15 protein-coding genes, 1 tRNA gene and 1 pseudogene are annotated in these 19,908 nt (G+C 49.5%); all 17 read right to left on the bottom strand.

The annotated features are described in order from the left end of the window. Positions 1-40: 40 nt before the first annotated feature. Positions 41-187: a hypothetical protein gene (locus FYJ60_RS11985; protein WP_154458912.1), complete on the bottom strand. Its 147-nt coding sequence runs from the start codon at positions 185-187 to the stop codon at positions 41-43. Beyond that, a complete protein-coding gene (locus tag FYJ60_RS11980; protein ID WP_154458911.1) occupies positions 175-459 on the bottom strand; it encodes a hypothetical protein in 285 nt (94 codons plus the stop codon). The genes FYJ60_RS11985 and FYJ60_RS11980 overlap by 13 nt, the downstream gene beginning before the upstream one ends. Before the next feature lie 10 nt (positions 460-469). Continuing rightward, entirely contained in the window at positions 470-844 is a 375-nt protein-coding gene (locus tag FYJ60_RS11975; RefSeq protein ID WP_154458910.1) for a TnpV protein, read from the bottom strand. Between the two features lie 18 nt (positions 845-862). Beyond that, positions 863-2,947 carry a recombinase family protein gene (locus FYJ60_RS12980; RefSeq protein ID WP_330579211.1) on the bottom strand — a complete coding sequence of 695 codons (2,085 nt, stop codon included), beginning with the start codon at positions 2,945-2,947 and terminating at the stop codon, positions 863-865. 77 nt (positions 2,948-3,024) lie between these two features. Next, a pseudogene (locus tag FYJ60_RS12975) lies at positions 3,025-3,549 on the bottom strand (type IV secretory system conjugative DNA transfer family protein); the annotation flags it as partial. Then, on the bottom strand, positions 3,546-4,004 hold the full coding sequence (locus FYJ60_RS11960) for a PcfB family protein (RefSeq protein WP_154458907.1): 459 nt from the start codon (positions 4,002-4,004) through the stop codon (positions 3,546-3,548). The pseudogene FYJ60_RS12975 and the gene FYJ60_RS11960, both read right to left, overlap by 4 nt. 196 nt (positions 4,005-4,200) lie before the next feature. Next, the gene (locus tag FYJ60_RS11955) at positions 4,201-5,145 is read right to left on the bottom strand and encodes a ParB/RepB/Spo0J family partition protein (RefSeq protein ID WP_154458906.1); all 945 of its coding nucleotides are present in this window, start codon (positions 5,143-5,145) and stop codon (positions 4,201-4,203) included. 156 nt (positions 5,146-5,301) lie between these two features. Then, a complete protein-coding gene (locus tag FYJ60_RS11950) occupies positions 5,302-6,123 on the bottom strand; it encodes a hypothetical protein (RefSeq protein WP_154458905.1) in 822 nt (273 codons plus the stop codon). A 143-nt stretch (positions 6,124-6,266) separates the two neighbouring features. Then, entirely contained in the window at positions 6,267-7,052 is a 786-nt protein-coding gene (locus tag FYJ60_RS11945) for a class B sortase (protein ID WP_205839099.1), read from the bottom strand. Positions 7,053-7,198: 146 nt separating this feature from the next. Continuing rightward, positions 7,199-15,259 carry a VaFE repeat-containing surface-anchored protein gene (locus FYJ60_RS11940; RefSeq protein WP_154458903.1) on the bottom strand — a complete coding sequence of 2,687 codons (8,061 nt, stop codon included), beginning with the start codon at positions 15,257-15,259 and terminating at the stop codon, positions 7,199-7,201. A gap of 190 nt (positions 15,260-15,449) precedes the next feature. Further along, on the bottom strand, positions 15,450-16,007 hold the full coding sequence (locus tag FYJ60_RS11935; RefSeq protein ID WP_154458902.1) for a hypothetical protein: 558 nt from the start codon (positions 16,005-16,007) through the stop codon (positions 15,450-15,452). A gap of 78 nt (positions 16,008-16,085) precedes the next feature. Beyond that, positions 16,086-16,907, bottom strand: coding sequence for a ParA family protein (locus FYJ60_RS11930; RefSeq protein ID WP_154458901.1), 822 nt, complete (start codon positions 16,905-16,907; stop codon positions 16,086-16,088). A gap of 25 nt (positions 16,908-16,932) precedes the next feature. Then, complete coding sequence (locus FYJ60_RS11925; RefSeq protein WP_154458900.1) at positions 16,933-17,895, bottom strand: DUF6017 domain-containing protein; 963 nt, start codon at positions 17,893-17,895, stop codon at positions 16,933-16,935. Between the two features lie 61 nt (positions 17,896-17,956). After that, a complete protein-coding gene (locus tag FYJ60_RS11920) occupies positions 17,957-18,820 on the bottom strand; it encodes a DUF5688 family protein (protein WP_154458899.1) in 864 nt (287 codons plus the stop codon). 61 nt (positions 18,821-18,881) lie between these two features. Beyond that, positions 18,882-19,346: a hypothetical protein gene (locus tag FYJ60_RS11915; protein ID WP_154458898.1), complete on the bottom strand. Its 465-nt coding sequence runs from the start codon at positions 19,344-19,346 to the stop codon at positions 18,882-18,884. Positions 19,347-19,390: 44 nt separating this feature from the next. Beyond that, positions 19,391-19,464, bottom strand: a tRNA-Arg gene (locus FYJ60_RS11910). Between the two features lie 244 nt (positions 19,465-19,708). Beyond that, positions 19,709-19,908 (bottom strand): hypothetical protein (locus FYJ60_RS12510; RefSeq protein WP_205839098.1); only part of this gene is annotated, 200 nt, incomplete at its 5' end.

Below are 19,908 nucleotides of genomic sequence, written 5' to 3'. Positions count from 1 at the left end.
GCTGTTCATCACAGCAGCCTTTCCCAGCAGAAATATGCGGTTAGTCAGGAATGATTTCTATACGCTCATAAAGGTCAGAATCATCGTCATCAAAGAGTTTCTTGTGTGCTTCCGCTTCCTGAAGCGTATGGTAGTAATACTCCTCGTCAGGCTTTCCATCCTTACGAACAAATCTCACAATAAACATAGCAGTTCTCCTATCACTTCCGAAGCAACATCATTTCCTTGGTTGATTTCTCGATTTCTCCAGTCAACAAGGCAATGCCGAATCACTCTGGTTTCTACCGGCTCAAAGGGGATTTTCTTCTTTCGTCCCGGCTTCATTGCTTCTGCAATGTCGCACAGGCGAAGGGCGAGGTCGTCAATCCGACCGTTGGTTTCTGCGTCATAGCTCCTGTGCTGCTGTATTAAGCCGTTTATCAGCACCCGCACCTCATAATCGTCCAGCTTGACCTTCATAGCCGTCCTCCTAACAGTAAATCAAATCGTTTGCAACGCTTTCCATAGCAGCACTGCGGATGTTGTTCATCCTCTGCACCCACAGCATTTGATTTTCCGCTTTGAGGGCTTCCGTAACGCCCTCTTTTTCGGAAAGTTGCTTTACCAGCCGAGAAAACATTGCTTCTGCCTGCTCGTTAAGGTCTGCAAGATAATCGTTCAGCTTGCCGGTGGTCAGCAGCTCGGCATACAGACTGACCTTGTGCTTGCGGATATACCGCAGGTGTCGCTGTCCCCAAATGCCGATGGGTCTGCCCTCCGGCTCGTCCTCTCCGGCAATCAGATAGTAGTTCCCGACAAGCTCATAGCGCAAGCCTGTCCTTTCGTCCGTGATGAATTTCTCCATTGTGTCGTCCTCCTTGAATTATATTGCTTCTCCGGCTTTCTGCCCGGATTGCTTACGATGATAATAGGCAAGTTGTTTCTGCCTGCGGTTGATGGTTTTGCATTCCTCGGAGCACAGTACCTCCTGACCGTTGGACGGCCAGAAGGGCTTGCCGCAAATCTTGCAGACCTTTTGACGGAAGGTGTGCTCCCCCTTTTCGGCATAGCGTTTCTTCTCTTTTTCTGCCTGCTGATGGGCTTTTGTACAGTCGGTGTTGCAAAACCTCTGCCTTGTGCTGTTCGGATAAAACTCTTTGCCGCATTGTTCGCACACACGCTTCGGGTACTTATGACCGTCATTCGCCGCCCAGCGTTCCGCCTTTGCTTTGGCTTGATGTGCAACATTGCTCTCACGCTGCCGGTTCTTCTTGCGCTTGGCTTTTTCCGCCGTTTCTTGCTCGGCTTTCCGTCTTGCTTCGGCAATTTCCTTTTCGGAAAGTGGGAGGTCAAACTGCCCGATGAAGTTATAGTAAATATCCACCTGCTGCTGTCGGTTGGGCTTCTTGCCCTCGGCTTCGTGAACAACGATTTTATCAATCAGCTCACACGCCATCTCTTTCGTCAGCTCTGTGGGCTGCTTATACTTCTTGATGAGCTTGATAAACCGTCCGATATGAGCAGAGGACGCTTTGGTTTGCTCCAGCTTCTCCTGAATTTCCGACACTTGGCTCTCAAGGCTATCCTGTTCAGTCGAGTATTTCTTCATCAGGGACTTGTACTGCTTTTCGGGCAGCAGACCTGAAATGAAATTCTCATAAAGGCTTCCAATCAGGCGGTCAAGCTCGTTCAGTCTGCGGTTGATTGTCTGAAGTTCCTCTTTTTGCTTTTGCGGTTTGCCATTCGCCTTTGCTTCCCATTTGCTTTTCAATTCTTCCGCAAAGCCACGCTCATCTGCGATAATGTGGCTTGAAAGGCGCTGGATAGAGCGCAGCACCAACTGATAGAGGACTTTGTCGCTGATATGATGGATGGTGCAGTTCACGGTTCTGTTCCCGTAGCTGCTGCATCGGAACGAGTGATAGGGTTCTCCGCTTTTGTAGTAATTCGTCTGATAGGACATCTTACTGCCGCAATCAGCGCAATACACAAGACCAGGCAGTAAGCATTCCTCTTGGTGCGTCCCTTCCTTTATACGGCGTGTAGCGTGTTTCAATCTTCTGTGCGCCTGCTCCCAAAGCTCGCTGTCAACGATAGGCTCGTGGGTGTCCTCAAACACAAGGCGTTCCTCATCGGTGGCAAAGCGGCGTTCATCGGTCTTAAAGTTCGTTCCGATGGTTTTTCTCAGCACAGTATGACCGAGATATTCCTGTCGGCTTAATATCTCCCTAACCGTATTTGCGTTCCAGTTTGTACAGCCGTACTCTGCTTTTCGGTTGCATTGTTCGGGGTGATATTGGAGGGTGTACGCCGATGGGATAAGCACCTTTTCCTCCGTTAGCTGTCTTGCGATTGCCGGAGGTGTCAAGCCTTCTGCCGCAAGCTCAAAGATGTGTTTTACCACCTGAGAAGCAACAGGATCGACCACTAAGGTCTGCTTATCTTCGGGCAGTCGATTGTAGCCGTAGGGAATGCTGCCGGAGCAGCGTTTTCCATCGCTCATACGGGACAGGAAGATGGACTTTATCTTGTTGCTGGTGTCCTTGGCGTACCACTCGTTCATTATGTTGAGGAACGGAGTAAAGTCGTTATCCTGCGGTTTGTCGCTGTCCACGCTGTTATTGATTGCAACAAAGCGTATCTGCTTCTTGGGGAACAAAATCTCGGTATAAAAGCCGACCTCAAGATAGTTTCTGCCGAAACGGCTCATATCCTTGACGATAATTGTGCCGATTTTCCCGGCTTCGGCTTCTGCAAGCATTGCCTGAAATCCGGGACGGTTAAAGTTACGCCCTGTATAGCCGTCATCGGTAAAATGCTTGATGTTCGTCATACCGCTTTTGCGAGCAAAATCTTCGAGAAATCTCTTTTGATTCAGTATTGAGTTCGATTCGCCCTGCTGCTCATCATCCTTGGATAGCCTTTCATAAAGGGCTGTAACTCTGTTAAAATCCCTGATTTTAGGCACTTTCTGACCTCCTTTCCGTCTTTTATTCGCAGCCGTATTCAATGGACTGCTTGCAATATATATCCTAAAACTTCTTTTCCGTTCGGGTCTGTCACCACATAGGAACTGTGCATCTGGAGCAGATTCGGTTTCAGCCAGAACCTTGTTTTTCCTGATCCGGATCCGCCGACGATCAGCACGTTCTTGTTTCTCGCATACTTTGGATTTTTCGGCCGGCTGTTCATCGTAAGCCTCTCCGTCTTAGTAAGAATGACATTGTTCCGGAAATCCGGATCGATGAACGGCGCAATATCTTTTGCCGTACCCCACCTGGCGGATCCGTATTCCACACCCTGTCTCAGCTTTTTCTGGTTTTTTGATTTCATATAGACAGCTGCCCTCAGCAGCAACGCCGCCATTCCTCCAATACAGAGATCTGATGGATAAAACGACGGAAGCGGATCAGAAAAAGCCACCGGCAGTTCCCTGATAAAATCAAGGATTTTCTCTGACGCATTCCATCCTTCCGCATTTCTCCATGCCAAACCGATATGGGAAAATAAGAGGGCCAGAAAAACATATGGAAGAATTCTGATCAGCCGTTTCTTTGTCTCCTGTTTCATAGTTCTCGGTCCGGTATCTTCTCCCGCACTTTCCTCCTTTTCGTCATCGCCGCAAGCCTCTGCATGATCTTCTGCAGCTGCCTGTGTATACTGGGCTTCCTTGCATTCACCTGACTTTTCGTACACTCTGCAAGGACCTGTTTCAGCACGTCGTCATCTTTTGCCTTGAAGAAGACCAGATATTTGCCTTCTTTTTTTGTGACGGCATAATCGATGCCGTATTTTTTCAGAATCCGTTCAAACTCTTTGAACTTCGGATCGTTCACCTCAATGTTCTTCACACTGTCACCCTGACCGATCAGGCTTTTCACTGACTGTTTTCCCTGCGGAACAAGGGCATCTTCCCTCATGCTCTCCTGCATCGCCCAGAGCATCGCACGGACAGTCAGCCGGGAGACGACCACACAGATCTGTTTGCCGTCATCCAGTGCTCTCCTTGCCGCTTCATCGGACATGATCATCAACTCCTTTCTGCTATTTACACGTCCTGCTTATCCGGATGATTGATTTCCGGACAAAAAAGAAAAGCCGGAAACCCAATGGTCATCCGACTTTTCTCAATATGCGCTGTGAAATTATTACCGTTTCAGATCTCAGTAAAATTTTTCAATAAGTCCGTCAATCCCGTGCTTTCTTCTGAATGCATATATTCTACAGACTTACGTCGTGCTGATGCTGTCTCTGCCATTTCTGAAGCAGTTTGAGAATGGTATCTTCCATCTGCTTTGGCGTATAGGACTTGGGAAAATACTTGCTGATCTCCGTTGTCTTCAGGACCACGCGATCAACATCCTTCTTCTTTTCCTCTGAGAGAACAGCATCGATGACATCATGACTGCACTTGCCTTCCTGACTGAATTTCTTCAGGCGTTGCGCCTGTGAAAGTGAAGGTGTCGCCTGCCAGGAATTCATTGCCTCCAACAAATAATCCTGTTCTTCAGGCTTCAGAAAAGAAAGTTCAACAGCCGGATTAAAAGCAATTTCCCTGCTGTCTACCTTCTCCAGAAGATTTGAATTAAGATTATTCAATCGAAGATATCGTTGAACCTGTCTTCCACTTTCACCTGATTTATCTCCAACGATATCGGAAGCCTCCAACTTCCCGACAACTTGTCGGGAAGTTAATTTTTCTCCTGTCTGAAGTTCTCTTTTTTGTCCTTGATGCCTCAAAGCTTCCATCTTCATCTGATATGCCTTTGCTCTTTCACTTGGAAGAATGTTCTCTCGCTGCAGGTTGGAATCCACCATCAGGATCGTTGCTCTGTCATCATCCATATCTCGTATGAGAACCGGCATTCTGTCGATACCCGCAAGCTCACAGGCTCGTTTTCTCCGGTGTCCGGAAATCAGTTCATATCCACCTCCTTCCTTCGGTCTCGCAATCGCAGGCGTGAGAACACCAAATTCTTTGATGCTTTCTACCATCTTCCGCATATCTTCATCATCCGCTACGTGAAAAGGATGATCTTTGAAGTCATGCAGCTCAGATAATGAAACATCCCTGACCTTCTCCAGTTTGAGCTCTTCACGAAACATCTCCGTCGTAAAGATATCATCAAAGCTTTCAAGCTCCGGCTTCTTTCTTTTCTCTGCCATGATCAGATCCCTTTCTTCTGCGCTTCTCCTGTTTTTTCATCATCCTGCGGATTGCTTTCAGATAGTTCTTTATTCTCTTTTTCATGTGTTTCCTCCATATAAAAGGAGCCCGCATTTCTGCGGACTCCCGTCACATTATTTTTCTGATTTCATCATTCAGTTGGCTACCCATTCATCCCAGGCCTCCTGATCTACAACGGTTCTTGTGCCCGTCTGGACCTGCTGGCTGACTGTCACATGCTCCGTGTGATATCCCCAGCAGTCCGGATGTGTTGCCGCATGTCCGGAAAAAGATCCTGTGTTGTTGATCAGATCGGTGACATCTTCCCCACAGTCATTGCAGATACATTTTTCCACCTGCTGTGTGACGGTTTCATAAACCGGTTCCTCGTGTGTCACAGCCTCGTGATGCACATAGTGACCGGATGGCGCCGGCGTTGGTATCGGAACATTGTTTTCCGTCACTGCAGCCGCGGTCTCACTGACTTTCGGCGCCTGACAGGAAGGATCCGATTTCTGGCAGGGTGTACTTCCGGTGGTCTGAACATTGCCAGACACAGCTCCGGTTGTATTGGCAGAGATATTTTCCGCTTTCCTGTTTTCCTGCGGAACCATCTCTGTTTTTGTCACCTGCGTCTGTGTCATGTCACTGTCGGCCCGTGCATTCTCCCCGGATGTGCCGGTCTCTTCTTTTTCAGCAGAATCGTTTCCTTTCTCCGCAGCAACAGTCTCTGTCTCATTGCAGCTTTCTCCTGATACTGAAGATGTCGCGATAGGATCGGATTTGATTGCTTCCTCCGTCTTTTCTTTCTTCACATTTTCTTCTGCTGCCTTCTGCACTTTTTCCTCAGATACAGGGACTTCCCTCTTTTCCGTCTTAATATCTGCCTTCGCCTGTGTGCCTGTCATCTGACTGCAGCCGGAAAAACCCAATGTTACCGCCATAACCAATGCTAAAAACAAACCTGTTCTCTTCATAATCCTTTTACCTCTTTCCATTCACGCAGGCTATCTGTTGGCCTTATTTAAAGGAATCCTCCGCCTTCTGATTATGTTGTATGACAGGTTTTTAATTGCCGCAATGTTATCGATCTGCAATTTTTCCGGCGAAAATCCGGCTGTTATCGTTTAAGCAGTGTGAGTTCTGCATTCACGATCCGCCTGTTGATATCTGACCATCTGGACGGGCAGGTTGCCAGTGTAAGCACCTGTTTTCTGTTCTCATCCCTCCATCCTTTCTGAAAAATCTTATCCGATTTGCTGACCACGGAGTTCTCATAGACGGTATATTCCCGGCAGCAGCCGTCCGGCGTGTACACATATGCCTGATCTCCCGACTGCAGCTGATCGAGTGCACCGAACATCGAATTGTCTGCCATGTTGTGGCCATACAGTACACAATGCGCTGCGCCGATCTCCGCATCCGATTTTGACCAGGTGAAGATGCTCCCTGAGAAACGATAGTTTCCATCCGCATCCAGATGAAGATATTCCTGATCCTTGCTTTTGAGAACGGGATAATCTGCACCGATCGCCGGGATACAGATCCAGCCGCAGATATCCTTATTCCTCTTTTTCAATGCATCCCAGTCAACCATTCGATACATCTTCTCCGGATAAACTTCCGTCATAACTGTTGAAGCTTCTGACCGGATATTGTCATCTGATCTGAGTTTACCCGATTGGTCATCGGCTTCTGTCGAAATGGTTTTTCCATCCCCTGTTTCCTGTTCATCCGGTTCCGTGATCAACTCCTCCGCAAGTGCTTTCTGATAATGCGCTGATTCCGCGTATGGCAGAGCTTCCATGATGATCAGACAGCCTACGGTAACAGCCGCGATGATCAGCACAGCCAGCAGCAGACTGCCCGGTTCTTCACGTATTTTTCTTTTTCCCTTCTTCTTCATAACTGACATTTCTCCTCGAACGAGATAAAACACGCTTCGCGAGTTTCATCTCGTTATCGCGACGTTCGCGTAAAAAGGAGAGGCATTGTTACATGTCTCTCCCATACAAAACACCGATTATCTGTAACAGCTGTCACAGAATTCCGTCAGTTCTGACTGTTCCTGTGCGTCCTGCGTTTCCTGTAAATAACAGTTCCCGCAATGCCTGCACCGATCGCTGCCAGAAGTATAAGCAGTTCCGGAATGATCGTTCTTACACCTGTCTGCGGCGCATTTTGCGATGCAGACGTTCCTGTCGATACCGGTGTGGCCGTCTTTGTTTCGGATGCAGTTTTTGTCTGCTTAGGTGTCGGGGTAGGTGTCACCGTATCATCCGTCTTATCAGGGATTTCGACCGTCTGGTCCTCATCATTTATATCCTTATGGTCTGCGACAAGCTCATCATTGAGATACAGTTCCTCGAAGACGACAAGCTTTCTGGCACTAAGCTTCTCCGCGTTGAAGGTAAAGGTCACATCAACGGTTCCGTCAGCTTCGGTCGGCGTAAATTCCATATCTGCCGTCACTTTGGAACCATCCACAATTACCTCAGTGTCATCCGCCTTATCCATCAGGATTCCCTTGAGTACATAGGTCTTTCCAGGTGTCAGGTCGTAATACTTCACCGTATCCACAACCGTAGCTGTACCGTCATCATCTACATCCTTCAGATCAGCTGTCGTATGAATTTCCGCCTTTGTTTCCGGAGGTGTCTCCTTTTCCGGTGTCAGGTTCTGATCCGCATCATTGAAATCCTCATGCTCCGCCACGAGTTCGCCGTCTTTGTAAAGTTTCTCGAATACGACGAGATACTGCGAAGAGATCTCCCGGAGATCAAAGCCCTCAAACTTCACATCCACGGTTCCATCACTGCCTTTAGCGGTAAAGGTCTTTTCAGCAGTCACATTTTCGTTGTTCACCGTTACCGGCGCGTTCGTTCCCTTATCCATCAGGGTTCCGATGAGCGTATACTCCTCACCCGGGATCAGGTTCTGATACGTGACGGTATCCGTGAACGTTGTATCTTCTTTGAGTTCCAGCTTATGGGTATCGCCATCCACATTGCCTTTCACGGTGGTGTGGATGGAAGGCTTCATAACGGACTGTGCCTCATCGGAGATGTCCGCGTGAACGCCGATCAGTTTTCCTTCCTGGGTCAGGCTCTCAAATGCCACGACCGTCTTTCCCGCGATCTCATCCACATCCGGAACGAACGTGAACTTCAGATTCACATAGCCGTCAGCTGCTGTCGGCGTGAATTCCTGCGATGCCTGAACTGCCTCGCCGCTGTTGTCCGTCACAGTACCGCCGTCGGTGATCCTGCCGCCGGAGCGTTTCTCCTGATAATGAAGTGTACCCGTCACGGTGTATTTCTTTCCCGGGATCAGGTTCTTATACTCCACCCGGTCCGTGATGTGGATCTCGTGGTTCATCGACATGGTATGGGAATCCGTATCGCTGTCAGTCGCGGTTGTCTTCACACCGGCGATATAGATCGTCTGGTCAGCATCACTTACGTTTTCATGTTTATAAACTGTTTTCTCAGTCTCATGGTCATAAAGTGTCTCGAAGGCAACAAGGGTAAATCCCGCATAGCGGTCTTCTTCTGTCAGGTTCATCCCTGTAAAAGTAAACGGAATCACCTGGCTGCCGTCTGCTTTTTCCGCCTTGAATGTCACGGAAGAAGTGATATCATTTCCTTCCGCATCCTGCGCCGTCTGACCTGTCTTTTTATCCACCAGCTTTCCTTTGATGTCATACGTCTTTCCCGGTATGAGCCCGATATACGATACGGTATCATTGATCGTGATCCGGACCGGTTTCCCGTTCTCATCGACCGGTGCGGTCATCTGATGTGTCCCCGTCTCAGCATCGACGGCCATGGTCTTCATGCTGGAAACAGCAACGGTCTGTTCTGCATCCGTAATGTCGGCATGCACCGCGACCGTCGTCTTCTCCCTCTTCAGCGTCTCAAACGCCACGAGTTCGCTGTCCGCTTCACCGATATTCTCATTGGTGAGAAGCTTCGTGGCAAAGGTGAACTTCAGCAGCACGGAACCGGAAGCTTTTTCCGGCGTAAATTCCGTCGTACCAAGATCCTTCTTTGTCCTGCTGTCCACCAGAACGCCGGTCACATCATTTCCATCCTCATCGGTCAGAACACCGCCGTCCTTTGCGTTTCCGAGAAGATCATAAGTCTTCCTGTGGAGTACGCCGTAGATGGTGTACGTCTTTCCCGGGATCAGGTTGCTGTAACGGACCTCATCATAGACAACTGTATTCTTCTGATCATTCGCAATCACCGTGTGATCTCCGGTATCGTTTAACGTCGCTGTTGTATGAATCTCCGGGAAGGTAAGCGTCTGCCCGTTATCATTGATGTCCTCATGCACGGCATAGGTCTCACCGTTAACCGAAAGTGTCTCGAAGGCAACAACCGTTCTCCCAGCAAGGCTTTCCAGCTTTGTGATCTGATCTTCATCCTCACCATCGGAAGTTCCGAGGTAAAGGTTGTTCAGGCTGATCTTTACCGGTACATCTACGGATCCGTCTGCTTTGTCAGGCGTAAAGAATACTGTATTCGTTACCGGCTTGTAGTTTCCCAGGAAGTCTTTATACAGGAGAGTTGCCGGAACGGAGATTTCTTTTCCGTCCGCATCCTTTTCCTGAACCGTAATGAACTTATCCTTCAGCACTGCGGTCATCTCATACTTCGTGTCCGGTGTCAGATTGGAATACGCTATGGTATCCGTGATCGTGACCTTTCCCTTATGCTCCGTCGCATCGCCGTCCGCCTCGTGACCGATATCACCTCTGGCAGTGGTATGGATGGCAGGAACAGATACGATCTGGTCTGCATCTGAATCGTCCGCATGGTCTGCAATCAGCTGCAACTGACCGTTGTAGTAATAATAAAGGTACTCGTAGGCCACGAGGCTGTCAGAGCCGAGGCTGCTGATATCCACGCTGTCAAAGCTTACCTTTACATCACCATTGGTCGTCGTCGGATGAAATGTCGTTGATCCGGATGCCAGAACATCGGTATCCGCGGTGCAGGTGTAAGTTCCGTCCGCGTTCTCCGTGCGGCGCACCCTGTGCAGTTCACCGACCAGCTTATAATATCGGTCACTGTCCTCCGGCTTGCTGTCACCTGTTTCATCTGTCTTATTGCCGAGCAGCAGGTTGTCATAGTGCACGGTATCAACAAGGGAGACGTTCTTTCCCGCCGGCGCTGTCTTTGTTCCAACATTTGCATTGTTGACGAAATTCAGCGTCGTATAGATACCGACGTTGTAGTTGACCCTTGTTCCGAGATCAATGTTGATGCCCGTGATCTTTCCGTCGCCGCCGGCGTTTTCTATGCCGTCGTCATGGTAGGAGGACCAGTCATTCATATCCATATCAGCTGTCTCTGCTGTCGTGAATGTGAAGCTGATCAGGTTCTTACCTTTGTTCTCTTTGCACGGCAGCTCCTCAATGAGGTAAGTGTCAAACGGAAGCGCACAAAGGGTGTCGTTTACCTTTACCGTATTGGTGTGGCCGTTTGCCGCATACACGGTATAGGTTGTTCCGTCATACGTCTTCGTGCCGTCAGTATTGGAGGAGGTAAAATATCTATTCCAGACCGCATAGCCGTCCTTCGCAGCATGCTCCGCCCACTGAACTTCCAGCTCATATTCCTCATGAAGGTCTTCGATCTCATTCTGAATCGCCTTCTTCTCATCTGCCTTCGCGTTTTCAAGTTGTGCAGTCAGATCATCGATATGCTTCTGCGTCAGTTTCTGCTTTGCCTTCCAGCCTGCCTCTGAAAGAGGGGAAAGGCCGGTGAACCAGGTTCCAAAATTGTTCTGATAATCATTCGCGTAAAAATACGTCGAGTAATCTGTATCCTTTTTGGTGAGGTCATCATTTGCCACATACCAGTCGCCGTACTTATCGATCTGGATCGTCCTGGCGAGATTTCCGGAATACCGGTCTTTTGAAGGATCATTTCCGTCGATCTCCGGATCGAGCAGGTTGGTGAGGTACGTGTGCTTTCTTCTGCCCTCTGTCTCACTGTCATTATAGGAAGCGGAATCATAAGAGCCGTTGCCTCCGGTCACAATGATGTGAGACTCACCGGTTGTCTTTGATGTGACTTTGAAAATGGTATTCGGCATGGTCTTCGATTCGTTATCCACTTTGTTGAAATGGATATCATCACGCATGACCTGATTGTCGGCAGCGCTCTGCACGGATGCCTTCTGATTATTCGAAATGTTTCCGTTATGGTATGTCACGCTGAGCTGCTGGTTCTTCGTATCCTTCGTCTGATTGTAAGTCAGCTGCTGATTTGGGTGCGCGTCAGAGCGGTCACCGTCATTGTTGGCTTTCTGCTCAGCCGTCCTTGTCCCATCGTAGTTTCCTTCATCACCGCCGAAGTCGTAATCGATATAGACTTCCTCTCCGTCCTTTCGGATCTGGAAATACTGATACCAGTTCCGGGAAGTGCTGTCATAGATGTAGCCGGTTCCCGATGCCCTCTCCTGCGGGATGCTGAATTTTGAGATCAGATTCTTTCCGAGATTGCCGACAGCAGAAAGAATGCTGTCGAGGCCGGAACCTGCCACATTGTCAGACGAATAAAGTGTTCCTGCATGGCTCAGCGGGGAAGCAGCCTTACTGTCAGGATCCTTCTGTGCCTCACGGATCTCATAGGTTCCGAACGGGATCTCATCAACCTTCAGCACATACGCTTTCAGGTCATCATCCCACCTGGCCTTCTCTCTGCAGATCACTTCTCCGGTCTTATAATCCCTGCCTTTGAAATGAATTGTGCCATTGGAGGGATGGATATAGTCCGAACGGTTGATGATCTCAAACCATGTGCCGTCCAGATGGGCTGCGCCGAGGGAGGTATAGAGTCCGGTCTCACGGTCAACTTTTCCGATAATGACCTTTCCTCTGTACACGGTATCGGTATTCCATCCCGATCCCTCATCCCTAAACTCCACCATCTGGCCTTCGGAGTCGATCGTGAAATGTTTCTCCCATCCGTCTTTCTTATATCCGTTTGTCGTTGTGACAGAAGTCTCAACGATCTTATAGGAACCATACGGGAGCATCTTTGCACGGTCGGTCGTTCCTGTCGTGGCTACATAAGCCTTTCTGGAATCGTCCCATTCCGTCACGATGGATTCCACCTCTTCACCCGGCTGACATTCCTTATTATCCACAATGACCGGATGAGCCGATTCATTGTAGATCGTATAGGTAACGCCATCCAGGCTTGCATCTCCCTGGGATTCTGATTTCTTCCATTCGCTGTCTGCCTTGACGACAAGAACGCCGCCGCGGATGACATCGTTCTGGATGGATTCTCCGGTCTTCTTCCCTTTCAGATGCACAACCGGATCACTGCTTCTCGTTTTTTCTTTCGTGAGCTCAAAAGAGCAGTACAGGTTCGGATCCAGTTTGCTGATATCGATACTGTTCAGATCGATCGCTGCTGTACTGTCACCCTGCCCCAGATATCCCTTCGGGGGTGTGATCTCCACGGCATAATACTTTCCGACGTCCAGCGCGTCGCTTGCCGTCTTCGCAAGGCCGTTCGCATCGGTCGTAAGTGTGGTGACAACCGTCTTTCCGTCGTCTTTCACGATGGCGATCTTTGCGCCTTCCAGTGTCGCATTGCCCTGGACATGTCCGGTTCCGCATCCGCCGGAAACACCGGTAGAAGCATTGCCGAGATCTTCGATATCGAACTTCTCGATCTCCACGCCGCCCTTCGGAGGGATCTCCTCATCTTTCACGATGACGCCGTCCACATCGACGGCATTGTTCTGGAATGTCCAGCCCTTCTCTCCGAGTTTAAAGGAGACGGTCGTTGTATTGCTGAGCGTCTGTCCTTCCTTTGACACGACACAGCCGTCGGTTGTATACCCGTCAGGTGCTTTTGTCTCTGTTACGGTCATTGTTCCATGTGGCAGCTTCACGATGTTGCCGGACATAAGGTCCGCCGGGATCGATCCGGATGCCAGATGATTGTTATCGATCGATGCGATGCCGTCACTGTCCGACTTAAACTCGCAGGTAAAATCATGCTTTCCGTCATCAGACTTGAAAGCGAACTGGAAGACTGCCCCGGCAACCGGCTGGTTTGTCTCCGCGTCAAGTTTTTTCACCCTTACAAGGCCCGGATCGCCTTCCCCGGGTTCACCGAGCGGAATGACCAGATAGTTGTTGTACGGCGCACTCAGCTTTCCGGTAATCTCACTGATGACATTGCTCATGATGACTGTCTGGCCGTTGACCATGTGATGATCAGAATGCCAGAACTTGTCTTCGGAAGAGCTGTCGCCCCAGAAGAAACCGGTATGGCCGTCACGAACGTTTCCGTCGGCATCCTTGTTATTGACAAGCCCGCTGCCTGACGGGTCAATGATCAGAATATCGCCCTTCTGAAGTTTCCCGGATTTCAGCATGTCTTCCTTGCTGTTAAAATAGTAACCGATGATGTGATGCGCTTTGAAGGCATTCAGCCAGGAACCGTAAAGACCCCAGTATTTTCCATCAGAGATCTTGAAATACATGTTCTGATTCGACATGGTGGAGACGGTGTTGGCATACCCGGCTGCCTTGTTCAGCACATAGACAACAAAACCGGTGCACTGCATCCCTGCTGTATAACCGCCGGTATCACCGTTCGGACGGGGCAGATTACCGGTCAGGCCGAGAGACAAATAAGGCGTCGTCAGATAATAGTTGTCAGCGGTATGACTGTTCAGCTCCGCCAGAATTTTCTCCTTACTGACGCCAAGCCACTGTGTGATGTACTGATCTTCCGGATGGGTTCCATCCGTTACATAAGATGCGAGATCATCGGCTGCGATGAAACCGCTGCTAGCGTCAGGCACATCGGCACCGGAACCATCCGCCGCTTCCACGCCGTTTGCAAAGAGCCAGCTTTTTTCCTGAAGTGCTGCTGTCAGGGCATCATCCGTGTTTCCGCTGATACTGCTGAGGAATCCGGCCATCAGCGCGGATGCTTCCGAAGTTGATCCAGCTTTCACGTAATAATCCACGGTATCCCCGTAGTTACTCTTTGTGATCCTGTTTCCTTTTTCATCACAGGCACCGACGATCATGGCTTCCGTAATACTGCCGGGGATATAATAGCTGGCATTGTTCCCGTCATTGCCGGCCGCACCAACCACAGTAATTCCTGCGGACTCCGCTTCACGGACAGCCTCACTGATCGCGGCATTGCCTGCATCGCAGTAGGCATAGAGCGGCATCAGAATGATATCCGCCTTCTGTTCTTCCGCATAGCGGATGCCCGCATAGACAGCAGAAGCAGTACCTATGCCGTTCTTATCAAGCACCTTGACAGAGATCACACGGGCATCCGGATTTTTCGACAGGATGTATTCCATCGAACCCGTCCCGTGTCCGTTATCATCATCTGTATTTTCACCGAGCATGGATACGGCATCGATGACGTTGTCAAAGTCCTTTTTGCTGATACCGGAATCGAGCACGGCGATTGTTTTTCCTGCTGCCGTCGCATCCTTCTCTTCCTTTTCATCCCCTGTATCATCCAGTGCAGCATCCAGCGCCGTAAAAGCATCGGTATCCTCTTTCACCTCGCCGCCTTCGACCACACTGGCATCATCCGCTGCCTGAATTCCGGCATCCGGTGATACAAAATCCGCTTTGTCGGCGTAGTAGGCATATGCGTTTTCTGCATCTTTTTCCGAAGCATACTGCAGCAGATAGACTCCGTCATAACTGGACACGACATTGTCCATATCTTCGATGATTCCTTCATCGGCTGTTCCGAGGATCAGCCTGGCGGAAGAAAAATCCATGCCGTCCGTGACTGTCCCGGCAGCTGATGCTGTGCCGGTATCTTCTGAAGTACTCACATCGAATGCAGCCGCAGTATCTGATGTAACCGTTTTTTCTACCGCCGTACCGTCTGATCCGACCGAATCGACAGATCCGGCTGTGCTGTCAGTTTCAGCAGGTGCCGAAGAAACCGCTGACGCAGAGGACGCTGACACAGTGTTCCCTGCTGCCATTACCGTGCTTGTGCTGCACGCACCGGTAACAGCCGTCGCAGCACAGAGAATTCCGGCAAAGATCCTCTCCCGGAGCGAATAACAATTATATTTTTTCGCACTCATATGATTACCTTTTCCTTTCCTGATTTATTGACTGATATACAAAAGCATCTGGGTGATCAGTTCATCCGGCATCCCTCCCTTCCAGGGCGGATGAAGCATTTCTGTCTCTGCTTTGGGTATCGCATAAAAAAAACGGCATCTTTTACGATGCCGCCTTACTGGTCTTTCATTTGTTATTCACACCCTCTTGTCATTCGCACCCGTCCTCTTCAATCCCGGTAACATCGTCCGGGATATCTTCCAGCCGGAGCAGACACTCACCTGTACCTGAGCACACCCACACTCTGGATTCCAGCCGATAGAGAAGATAGCAGATATCTTCCAGCATCATATCCGTTGTGTTTCCCTCTTCTCCATCAAGAGCGATGATGAAAACCGGCCCTTTCACAAGCCTGAAACCATCTGCGCTGATTGTTTCCCGCTTATCATAACTGATCAGATATTCACCGTCGCAGATATCATACGTTACCTGATTTTCACCATTTTCTTCGATGACGGGATAAACTTCTTCGTGCGTGAGAATCATGCTCTGCTTACCCGGAGTAAACACGAGAATGCGCTCCGAGGGATCATGACAGACAGCAACCTTTTCAGGCCGTCTGTCACGGTCTGTATCTGATCCGTGTTCCTTTTCTCCGCCACTCTCCGGCATCTCCTCTCTATCCGACAAAACACTGAAGATTGCCTCAAGGATATTTTCAAGACTTCTGTTATCTGCTCTGTCTTCTTTTCTGTTCATTTCTCTCATCAATATTGCGTCCTTTCTGCTGTTTTTCAGACCTTATTTGCTGTGATCTCAGTTTTCTCTGTTTTGTTTACTGCAGGCTTACAGGCATTCCGCCGCCCGCTGTCTGTTTCTCGCTTCATTGTTCAGTACTTCTTTTGTGAGTCTCTTATAGGCATCCGCCACCTTTCCTTTCGGATCATGCAGATAAATGCTCTTTCCTTCCGCGCTGATCTCCGCCGCCCGCACGGAACGCGGGATCTCCGTGTCATACACGCGGATCTTCCTGCCGTACTGTTCACGGATAAGCCCCGTGATCTCCTTTGTGTAATTAGTTCTGGAATCCGTCATGGTAAGAAGAATTCCGTCAATCTTCAGGCCGGGATTGATCTGCCGTTTCACGCGGTGAACAGTCTGCAGGAGCTGTTCCAGTCCTTTTGCCGACAGGTACTGCGGCTGCACCGGAATTACAATGCTGTCGGAAGCCGCCAGCGTGTTGATCGTCAGCATGCCGAGTGACGGCATTCCGTCCAGCAGAATATAATCGTAGGAGTCGCGGATCCCTGACAGGGTTTCCTTCAGCACAGATTCCCGGCTCATCACATTCACCAGGGATACTTCCAGTCCCGCAAGTGAGATATTGGCCGGGATAAGATCTACCCCTTCTCCGTGATGCAGGATCCCCGCTCCGTAAGGAAGCGGATCCTCCCTGACCGTGTGGATCATCAGGTCCGATATGGTTGTCTCAAGGTCATCCGGCCGCTGCCACCCGAGCGCGATCGTCAGGGAAGCCTGCGGATCCATATCAACCAGCAGTACCTTTTTTCCTTCATTTGCCAGGCCGATCCCCAGATTCTCACAGGTAGTTGATTTTCCCGTCCCGCCTTTCTGGTTGATACAGGCCATGATTTTTGTTCTGCTCATTCTTATTGTTCCTTCCGTCTGTCATTCATTCCATTCCCTCCGCGCGGTCATGGTTGTACCACGCCTGGTAATAACTCTGTATCGTCAGCGGCGCATTATAGAGCAGCGTCAGGAGATAGGCCTTCATGTTCCGGATCATTTCTGTATTATCCCTGAGTGCCTTCATGACATAACGGATATGATCCGGCCCCAGTTTCATGAACCGGCTTCTCACCTGCTCCGCTCTGATCAGCTCGCCGCCGATCATGATTTCCTTTCTTCTGCTGCAGCATGTGTCGATCAGAAGTTCCCGAATCTCCTTCAGCTGATCCCGCCCTGCGGGATCTTCACTCATCAGCCAGGGAAATCCTGCCGTTTCATCAAAATGTTCCTGATACGCTTTTCTCAGTGCACTTTCTTCACCATTCCTTCCCGCTTCACTATTGGCATGATCTGTATAGTGTTCATCAGAGACAGAACTTTCTGCTACTATCTGCACCTTCCTTCCCTCCGTCCGAAGAAGAAGATCAGTCTCACTTATATCAGTCTCACTATTATCAGTATTAGTTGATTGTCCATCGGACACGTCATGAAGTGTCTTCCGGACATTTCCTGAAATGTCTTTCGGACACGTCTTGAAATGTCCCACTGCATCTACCCGGACAGAAAAGTTCTTCACATAGATCAGGTTCGGCTTTCCGAATCCCTGTCTCACACGCTCGATCAGATGCGCCTTGTTCTCCAGTTCATCCAGCAGTTTTTCCGCGTATTTGTTGCCGATCCTCAGACAGTCCTGTATCTGACGGATGGTAAAAATGATGTACAGATTACCCTTCCCGTCGATCCAGCCCTTTTTCCGGGACAGTGAAGTGCGGTCCAGAAAGATCCCGTACAGGACCTTGGCCAGTGTGGAAACATCGGAAAAGACAGGATCATCGAACAGTTCCTTCGGGATGCGGTAAAAAGTAAACGGATCCGGCTCTGACGCATGCAGGTAATCAAATTCCATGGAAACCACCTGCCTTTACAAAAACACCGGCGATGCTGTACTGCGCCGCCGGATCTTATACTCAGAGGCTCGGCGGCTGGCGGAAACTGCTGTGAAAGGAATCATGAACAGAATTTTCCTTTTCAGAAGCCTTTCTGCTCTCATCCAGAACCTTCAGGACAGAATGTTTCTTCTGTTCTTCGCGGTAGTGATCGACCGTATCAAAGACACGCTCCCTCGCATCATAGTGATATGCATTATTTGTCAGTCGCTCCTCCGGCGCTACCTCTGTCATATTGACTGTCGTCACAAGCTCTTTCAGATAATCCGCCTCGATCGTCCCGTCATCCGGCAGAAGCAGCACTTCATGAACAGAAGACGGAAGCAGGAAAAAGTCACCGCCGATCTTCTGTGCCGCTTCTTCCATGAACTTCGGGTAAGCCATAACGCCTGCGCCCCACATCTGATCTCTGGTTCCCGCAAAGACAAGCGGTGAATCATAAGGATCGTCTTCCCGGTTCTCCAGTCCACTCAATACGTTCCCGAGACCTTCGATCCGGACCGGATTATTTGTTTCTGCTGCCAGCAGAGCATCCTGCCGGAATTTCTCCGGCGTAACATTAAATCTTCGAAGCAGGCTGTTGGTAACTGCCGTCGACACTGTGCTTTCATCACCGGGCACCACGACACGGAACACAGCCGCCATATCGAGCATGTCGATATGCGGAACCTCCGCAAGTCTTTCTGCATTGCCGTCTCTCGTGACCATCTGGACTCTCACCTTGTTGAGCATCCGGTTATAGACATCCGGAATGCTGCGATCGGTCATTTCACCTTTTGCAATCTCAAACAGTTCTTTCATGATTGAATCCATGTTCCTGTCATCTCTGAATTCACCCTGGCTCCTCTGTGCACCCGCACCTGAAGAAAAATCTGAATTACTCATAAATCCTCCTTTTTCATTATTTCTGCTTTACTGATCTATGTCGCCCCTCTGCTTCCTCCTTTCACTGGCTTTCGGGCATATACCGACTTCGTCGGGTTGCTGCGGCGTTCGCCTCAGAGCGATGAGCACTTGCTGAGAGCGACCGAAGGTAAGCTCGAAGCTTACGTGCGACGCCTGTCGGCGCAGTTAACGAGCTTGCGAGTTTACAAGCCGACCGCATCACGCTCCGCGCGTACGGATGCGGCTCACTGCCCGCACAAAAAAAGGCGCTGTCACAATGACAACGCCTGAAATGTCTTGTCTGTTTAATTTTGCTTTTCTGAACCGCGGCGACGAAATTTGAATCAATCACCTGGAAAAAACCGTGAAATCTTGCCGATTTCAGGGCCTTGGGTGGCAAAATGCCATTTTGGGTGGCAAAGTTGCACATTTTTGCCACCGAATGGGTGGCAAAACCTTCGCCGGCGCATGAAATACCTGCCTTTCGCCTTTGGGTGGCAAACTGTTCTGCCACCCATTTTTGCATAAAAAATACGCCCTCGGGAATACCCGAAAATGGCGTATTTTCAACGTTCCTGGGCGGATTCGAACCGCCGACCTTCCGCTTAGGAGGCGGACGCTCTATCCTGCTGAGCTACAGAAACGTATGTGGTTTTTTCCCGTATTTTCAAGGCTTTCCGGCCTTTCGGGTTCGGGCTTCCCGGCTCTAAATCGTCCATTTTTCATTAGACGTTTTAGACGTTTTTTAGAAATTTCTAATATTGTCGTTTGTAGTGTTATGGAACACGCGACTTTATTAGATTTTTCCTCTGTCATTTTACCCTCTGAAAATCGAGCGGACAAATTTTTTCTGCCGCATGTTCGATATTTTCTTAGGAGGCGGTCGCTCTATCCTGCTGAGCTACGGAAACAACTATTCATTCTGCGTGGAGTTCGATAAGAAAACTCACACAACGAATGTATTTTATCATATTTACCCATTATTTTGTACCCCATATTTTCTGTTTTCAAAAATATCAAAGGTATCAATAACCAGAACTGCCCGTCTGCCAGGAAGAAGAATACAGCAACCGGAAGACAAATGAAAT

This window comes from Bilifractor porci (genome assembly GCF_009696005.1).
In the GTDB taxonomy this organism is placed as follows: Bacteria; Bacillota; Clostridia; order Lachnospirales; family Lachnospiraceae; genus Bilifractor; species Bilifractor porci.
This window is presented reverse-complemented; position numbering and strand designations above follow the sequence as displayed.

Coding starts and splice junctions, on each gene's coding strand:
- FYJ60_RS11930 (WP_154458901.1), bottom strand. CDS start 16,907: ATGAGCAGAACAAAAATCATGGCCTGTATCAACCAGAAAGGCGGGACG.
- FYJ60_RS11960 (WP_154458907.1), bottom strand. CDS start 4,004: ATGTCCGATGAAGCGGCAAGGAGAGCACTGGATGACGGCAAACAGATC.
- FYJ60_RS11985 (WP_154458912.1), bottom strand. CDS start 187: ATGTTTATTGTGAGATTTGTTCGTAAGGATGGAAAGCCTGACGAGGAG.
- FYJ60_RS11955 (WP_154458906.1), bottom strand. CDS start 5,145: ATGGCAGAGAAAAGAAAGAAGCCGGAGCTTGAAAGCTTTGATGATATC.
- FYJ60_RS11975 (WP_154458910.1), bottom strand. CDS start 844: ATGGAGAAATTCATCACGGACGAAAGGACAGGCTTGCGCTATGAGCTT.
- FYJ60_RS11945 (WP_205839099.1), bottom strand. CDS start 7,052: ATGAAGAAGAAGGGAAAAAGAAAAATACGTGAAGAACCGGGCAGTCTG.
- FYJ60_RS11920 (WP_154458899.1), bottom strand. CDS start 18,820: ATGAGTAATTCAGATTTTTCTTCAGGTGCGGGTGCACAGAGGAGCCAG.
- FYJ60_RS11940 (WP_154458903.1), bottom strand. CDS start 15,259: ATGAGTGCGAAAAAATATAATTGTTATTCGCTCCGGGAGAGGATCTTT.
- FYJ60_RS11935 (WP_154458902.1), bottom strand. CDS start 16,007: ATGAGAGAAATGAACAGAAAAGAAGACAGAGCAGATAACAGAAGTCTT.
- FYJ60_RS11980 (WP_154458911.1), bottom strand. CDS start 459: ATGAAGGTCAAGCTGGACGATTATGAGGTGCGGGTGCTGATAAACGGC.
- FYJ60_RS11950 (WP_154458905.1), bottom strand. CDS start 6,123: ATGAAGAGAACAGGTTTGTTTTTAGCATTGGTTATGGCGGTAACATTG.
- FYJ60_RS11915 (WP_154458898.1), bottom strand. CDS start 19,346: ATGCAAAAATGGGTGGCAGAACAGTTTGCCACCCAAAGGCGAAAGGCA.
- FYJ60_RS11925 (WP_154458900.1), bottom strand. CDS start 17,895: ATGGAATTTGATTACCTGCATGCGTCAGAGCCGGATCCGTTTACTTTT.